Source organism: Aeromonas sp. 603079, from assembly GCF_049172135.1.
In the GTDB taxonomy this organism is placed as follows: Bacteria; Pseudomonadota; Gammaproteobacteria; order Enterobacterales; family Aeromonadaceae; genus Aeromonas; species Aeromonas veronii.
Genome location: NZ_JAAKPX010000010.1, coordinates 157,449 through 163,750, shown reverse-complemented (window position 1 = coordinate 163,750; position 6,302 = coordinate 157,449). Strand labels below are relative to the sequence as shown.

The 6,302-nt window shown below is 61.2% G+C and carries 5 protein-coding genes; 1 reads left to right on the top strand and 4 read right to left on the bottom strand.

Annotation, left to right across the window (positions count from 1 at the left end; all coding sequences use genetic code 11):
• Window positions 1–144: 144 nt before the first annotated feature.
• The 4 genes from gshA to G5287_RS09665 form a co-directional block, all read right to left on the bottom strand.
• Window positions 145–1,743, bottom strand: a complete 1,599-nt coding sequence (gene gshA / locus G5287_RS09680) for a glutamate--cysteine ligase (RefSeq protein WP_227341926.1) — start codon at window positions 1,741–1,743, stop codon at window positions 145–147.
• A 61-nt stretch (window positions 1,744–1,804) separates the two neighbouring features.
• Entirely contained in the window at window positions 1,805–4,618 is a 2,814-nt protein-coding gene (locus tag G5287_RS09675) for a M16 family metallopeptidase (RefSeq protein WP_107683770.1), read from the bottom strand.
• Window positions 4,619–4,645: 27 nt separating this feature from the next.
• Window positions 4,646–5,083 carry a YqaA family protein gene (locus tag G5287_RS09670; RefSeq protein ID WP_005348990.1) on the bottom strand — a complete coding sequence of 146 codons (438 nt, stop codon included), beginning with the start codon at window positions 5,081–5,083 and terminating at the stop codon, window positions 4,646–4,648.
• Entirely contained in the window at window positions 5,080–6,057 is a 978-nt protein-coding gene (locus tag G5287_RS09665; RefSeq protein ID WP_421231211.1) for an NADP-dependent oxidoreductase, read from the bottom strand. Before G5287_RS09665 ends, G5287_RS09670 begins: the two co-directional genes overlap by 4 nt.
• Before the next feature lie 56 nt (window positions 6,058–6,113).
• Between G5287_RS09665 and G5287_RS09660 the strand changes: the two genes are divergently transcribed.
• Window positions 6,114–6,281, top strand: a complete 168-nt coding sequence (locus G5287_RS09660) for a hypothetical protein (protein ID WP_162484561.1) — start codon at window positions 6,114–6,116, stop codon at window positions 6,279–6,281.
• The last annotated feature ends 21 nt before the right edge of the window (window positions 6,282–6,302 follow it).

The following is a 6,302-nucleotide window of genomic DNA, read 5'->3' as shown; positions in this document are numbered from 1 at the left end:
TGTCCGTTTCACACCTTGTCCCATCGGGCTCTCCATTTATTGGGGGGAAAGGTGTAAACCATATTCAGGACGGGACAAGAGAAATAAAAAAGCCGCTCACTCGAGCGGCTTTTTGCTGGCACTTGGGTCGGAACGAACCCGCCTTCAGGCCGTGGTGGTACTGGTACCGAAGTAGTCGGCCAGGAAGTCATCGAATGACAGGCTGTCGCTGCGCTCGCGCTCCCGTTGTTTGGCCAGGGAATCCTTCGCCTCACCGGCAAAGTAGGCCTCATCCCAGTATTGCAGCTCCCCTGCCAGCAGCTCCTCGCGATAGCGGGTCGCCAGCTTGTCGCCGTAACAGCCGTTATCCTTGCCACTCTCCAGCAGCTCCTTGAGCATGCGGGCGGAGTAGGTCAAATCCGGATTGAGCAGCTTCTCACGGTGCATTGCCAGCGTTTTGCGATAGTGGTTACGGCCGCAGCAGCGATCCAGCAATTCGGCCACCTGAGCCAGCTCGTCGAACAGCTTGAGGCCGTACTCTTTGAGGCCAATGGCATGACCCTGCTCGTCCTCCAGCTCGAGGCCGGGACGACGTCCCTCCAGCACCACCTTGTTCTGGTTGCGGCGGTTGCGGGCAATCTCCTCGTCACTCAGCACCGGAGAGGGGCGCAACAAGCACCAGACCAGGAACAGATCGAAGAAGCGGATCTGGTCGGCATCGATACCGAGCGGGGTGAAGGGGTTGACGTCCACGGTGCGCAGCTCGATGTATTCGATGCCGCGCTGATCCAGCGCATCCGAGGGCTTCTCGCCGCTGCGCGGGGTGCGCTTGGGACGGATTGGAGCGTAGAGCTCGTTCTCCAGCTGCAACACGTTGTCATTGAGCTGACGATACTCCCCATCCACCTTGACCCCGATCTTGGCAAAGTCGGGATTGTGGGTGTTGATGGCGCGGCGCAGGCTGCTGACATAGGCTGGCAGGCTGTCGTGGCTGATCTTGAGCCCAGCCTGGGCGCTGTTGGTGTAACCGAGATCGGAGAGACGCAGCGCGGTGGCGTAAGGCAGATAGAGGGTGCCCTTGCCGGTCTTCTCGAACGGCAGGTTGCTCTTGCGCCCTTTGAGGAAGGATTCGCAGATGGCCGGGGAGGCGCCGAACAGATAGGGCACCAGCCAGCCGAAGCGGTAGACGTTGCGAATAAGCCCCATGTACTTGTCGGAGATAAAGCGCTGGCTGCAGCACCCTTCGCACACCAGATCCTGCCACTCGCTCCAGAAGCTGTCGGGCATGGAGAAGTTGAAGTGCACCCCGGCGATCACCTGCATCAGGCTGCCGTAGCGGTTCTTCAATCCCTGACGGTAGAGGGTCTTCATCTTGCCGATATTGGAGCTGCCGTACTGGGCCAGCCGGATGCTCTCTTCCCCACCGACGAAGCATGGCATGGAGAGCGGCCAAATCCGCTCGTCACCCAGATGCTGAATCACATGGTGATGGATGTCGCCGAGCTGCTCCATCAGGCTGTCGATGGAGTCGGTGGCCGGGGTGATGAACTCCAGCAGGCTCTCCGAGTAGTCGGTGGTGATATTGGGATGGGTCAGGGCCGAGCCCAGCGCCCGTGGATGGTCACTCTGGGCGAGTCGGCCATCCGGCGTGATGCGCAGGCATTCACGTTCGATCCCGCGCCGGATCCCCTTGAGCGCGGTGAGGCGCTCCGGTGATCCCAACGCATTCAGCAACTCGGTGAGCGACAAGCTTGTTGTAGTCATATTCACGGCTCATGTGAGGCCGCCCCATCCGGGGCGGCTCTTGATTTTTATAAAGCGTCAGTTACGGCAACTGCAGCGGATAGATGGGAAGATGAAGCTCCTTCAGGGGTTTTTCAAGCTTTTGCTTGTCTCCCACCACCACGATCACCATGTCGGCCGGATTGAGCCAACGGGCGGCACTGGCCTTGAGCGCCTCGGGCGACACCGTTTTGATCAGGTTGTTCTGGGCCTGCACATAGTCCGGTTTCAGGTCATACATCACCATCTGCAGCAGGAAGCCCGCCTTCTGGCCCAAGGTCTCGTAAGAGAGGGCATCCTGCTGGGAAACCGCGCTGCGCATATAGGCCAGCTCGACCGGGGTCGGGCCGCTCTTGCGGTAGTTGTCCATCTCCTTGAGGAACTGGCGGATGGCATCCACAGTCGCATCGGCCCGCACATTGGCGCCTGTGGCGAAGGTGCCCACCTCGCGGTTGGCGGAGAAACCCGAGCTGGCACCATAGGTGTAACCCTTGTCTTCCCGCAGGTTGAGGTTGATGCGGCTGTTGAAGTTGCCACCCAGGTTGAAGTTCATCAGCCCGGCGGTGAAGTAATCCCCCGTGGTATCGAACGGCATGGCGCGACGGCCGATGCGGATCACCGACTGGGGCGCCCCCGGCTTGTCGACCAGATAGATGCCCGGCTTGGCCTGCTCACCCTTGAGCTTGAGATCCCCCAGAGTCGGCGTGGCCCCCTTCCACTCGGTCAGAAAGCCAAGTTGCTCCTCGATCTGCTTCTGGCCCACATCACCGACCACCACCACTTTGGCATTGGTGGGGTTGTAGTAGGCCTGATAGAAGTGCTTCACGTCCGCCAGGGTCAGCTTGGCCACATCAGCCGCTACCCCGTCGGTAGGTTGACCGAGGCGGTTCTGCTTGCCGTAGACCAGCTCGCGGAACGCCTGCCCGGCCAGCCACTCGGGCTGCTGCTGGGCCTGTTGCATTCCTTGCAGCAGCTGCGCCTTGACCCGCTCGAAGTCCGCCTCCCGCATGCCCGGGCGCTCCAGCACCTCGCGCACCAGCGCCAGGGTCTGGGGCAACTTGTCCGCCAGCGAGCTGACGGTGATGAGGTTGTTGTACTGGGCGCTGGAGACATCAATGCTTGAGCCCAGCTTTTGCAGCTCGTCGCTGAGCTGAGCCTCGGTCAGGCGCACCGTGCCCTGCCCCATCATGGCGGCGGTCAGATTGGCCAGTCCAAGCTGCCCCTTATCTTCGGCACGAATGCCGCCCGGCAGGGCGATCATGATGGAGACCGCGGGGATCTCGTCACTCTTGGTGCCGATGATCTCGATGTTCTTGTCGAGCTTGCCGTGCCAGATGGCGGGCACCTTGACGCTCACCGCCTCGCTCGCCTTGGGCTGCACGCTGCGATCGAAATTGTCTTTTACCGGTCGTTCGGCCAGCGCCTCGTCATGCTTGCTGTAATCCGGCAGTTCGCGCTTGGCGGGGGTAAAGTTCGGGGTGGCAACCTGCCACTCAGTCTTGCCCTTGGGCACCACGCTCAGCACCACCGCAGGCTTGCCCGCGATGAACTTGTCGTAGGCGGCCTTCACCTGCTCAGGTGTCACCTTGCCGATGGCATCCAGTGTCTTGAACACATAGTTGGGATCCTGGGCAAACACCTGACCCATGGCGAGCTGGCTCACCTTGCCGGAGACGCTATCCAGACCCCAGATGGCGGAGGCACGGTACTTGGCGATCGCCTTCTCCAGATCTTCCGGTTTGAGGCCGCGCTGGGCGAACTCGCCGATCACCTTGTCCACCTCCCCCTTGAGGGTCTTGAGGCTGCCATCCTGTGACGGATTGGGATAGGCGTAGACGGTCAGGGTACAGGCCAGTTCTTCACAGTAGTGGGACGCCCCCACATCGATCGCCTTGCCGGTTTTCACCAGCGACTGGTAGAGCATGGAGCTGGCGGAACCACCCAGCACGTCGGCAAACATGTCGAGTGCAGGCTCCTGCGGATCGCCAAGAGATACGGTGGGGTAGCTGATATAGAGCAGCGGCAGGTGTACCTTGTCCTGCAACGTCACGTAGCGGGTCTCGGGCAGAGTCACCGGCTTTGGCGTCGGCTCGGCCACGTCCGGGCCGCGCGGGATGGAGCCGAAGTACTTCTCGATCCACTCGAGGGCCTGCTTGCTGTCAAAGTCGCCGCCCAGAGTCAGGGTAGCGTTGTTGGGGCCATACCAGCGCAGGAAGAACTGCTTGAGGTCGTTCACATCGACCCGGTCGAGATCTTCCACGTAACCGATAGGCTGCCAGGAGTAGGGGTGAGTACGCGGATAGAGCGCCTCCCCCACCTTCTCGCTCACCAGCCCGTACGGCTGGTTATCGACCCGCTGGGCCCGCTCGTTCTTGACGGTGGCGCGCTGGATCTCGAACTTCTTCTGGCTCACCGCATCGAGTAGGAAGCCCATCCGATCCGCCTCCAGCCAGAGCACTTTTTCCAGCTGGTTGGCCGGCACTGTTTCGTAGTAGTTGGTGCGGTCCTTGTTGGTGGTGCCATTCATGTCGCCACCGGCTTCGTTGATGATCCGCATATGCTCCTGATCACCGACGTGTTTCGAGCCTTGGAACATCATGTGCTCGAAGAAGTGAGCGAAACCGGACTTACCGACCGTCTCGCGGGATGAACCGACGTGATAGGTCACATCGAGGTGCACCAGCGGATCGGAGCGGTCGGGAGCCAGGATCACGGTCAGGCCATTGTCCAGCTTGTACATCTGGTAGGGGATGGCGAGCTTGCCCTCCTCCTTGCCCTGTTCGGCGATCAGGGTCGGTGCCGCCAGCACCGGCAGGGTGAAGCCCAGCAGAATCGTTAAAGGTATGACTTTGTTCACGGTAACCTCGTGAGTGACAAAAACAGGCTAGAAAATGTGACTGGCCAGCAGAAAAACCAGGGCATAACGGAACAATTTGCCGAGCCCGATCAAAATGAGAGAGCGCCAGAAGGAGAGGCGCAGCCAACCGGCCAACAGACAGAGACCATCACCGACCACCGGCGTCCAGGCAAGCAGCAGACACCAGTGACCATGTTGTTTGAGCCAGCCTAAGGCTTTTTGTTCCCCACGGCCTTGAAAATCTTCCGGTTTTTTCTTGAAGGTGGCGAGCCAGCCGAGCCACCAGGTAGTCATGGAACCGAGGGTATTGCCCAGCGTCGCCCACAGCAGCAGGCTAGCCATGCTCCACTCCCCCTTGGCCGCCATGGCCCCCAGCAGCACTTCCGAGCTGCCGGGCAGCAGGGTGGCGGAGGTGAATGCACTTAAAAAGAGCCACCCCAGCCCCATCTCCATCATCTCGCTCATCCGGGATAGCCATCGGCCGCAGGCATGCGCAGCAGCAGCTTGCCGCGTACATGGCCCCCTTCGATGGCCTGATGGGCCAGCGCCCCCTCAGCCAGAGCGAACTCACCGGCGAGGGTGACCTTCACCTCCCCCTGACGCAGCAGCATCAACATCTGACCCAGCTGCTTCTGGTCGGGGTGAACCAGCATGCCGACCACCTCGATACCCGCCGCAGCCCCAGCATCCTTGATCTGCTGGGCGGTAATGGTAGGCACAGTCACCAGGCGGCCACCCGGTTTGACACAGGCGAGCGCCGCCTTGCCGCTCTCGCCGCCTACCAGATCCAGCACCAGATCGACCTGACCGGCCTCTGCCACCACCTGTGCGGGCCAGTTCGCATCATGGTAATCCACCATCCAGCGCGCCCCCAAAGCATGGAGGAAGCCATGGTTGTCGGGGCTGGCGGTAGCCACCACCTCGGCGCCATAGGCGCTGGCAAACTGCACCGCCAGATGGCCAACCCCACCGGCACCGGCGAGGATCAATACCCGCTGACCGCTCTTGAGGCCGCCGTGCTCAAGCAGCCCCTGCCAGGCGGTGAGACCGGCCAGTGGCAGCGCCGCTCCCTGCTGCAGGCTCACTCCGTCGAGCTTGACCAGCTCGCCTTCGCTTGCCACCACAGACTCCCCGTAGCCACCAGCGGTAAGAGGAAAACCGACCATGCCGCACACCCGATCCCCCTCGACCAGCGAGGTTACGCCGGGGCCTACCTTCTCCACCACGCCGGAGATGTCATAACCCGGCGTCCAGGGCAGCTTGTCCTTGTTCTGGGCCGCCGCCCAGCCAAGACCGGCGCGGGTTTTGGCATCGATGGGGTTAACCCCCGCAAAGCAGATGCTCACCCGCACTTCGCCATCGGCTGGCACCTTATCGAGGGAAGGGTTGAGCTTGAGTACCGAGGGGTCACCGAATGCGGTAATCTGTAGTTGCGTCATTGCACAATCCATCCTGTTGATTGATCAAGGGTCAACAGAATAACAGCGAGGACACCATGGCTCGAATGTTTCTTATTCCTCTGTTGCTGGCACTGGGGTGGTGGGCGTTTCTGCTCTACTTCCACATCCCGCTCAAACAGGGGGCCAAGGGGTTTTACTGGATCATCGGCATCGGTGGCGGACTGGCCGCCTTCCTCAGCCTGATGATGGTGCTGACTCACTGAGTGCCACAGCCACTCGATAAC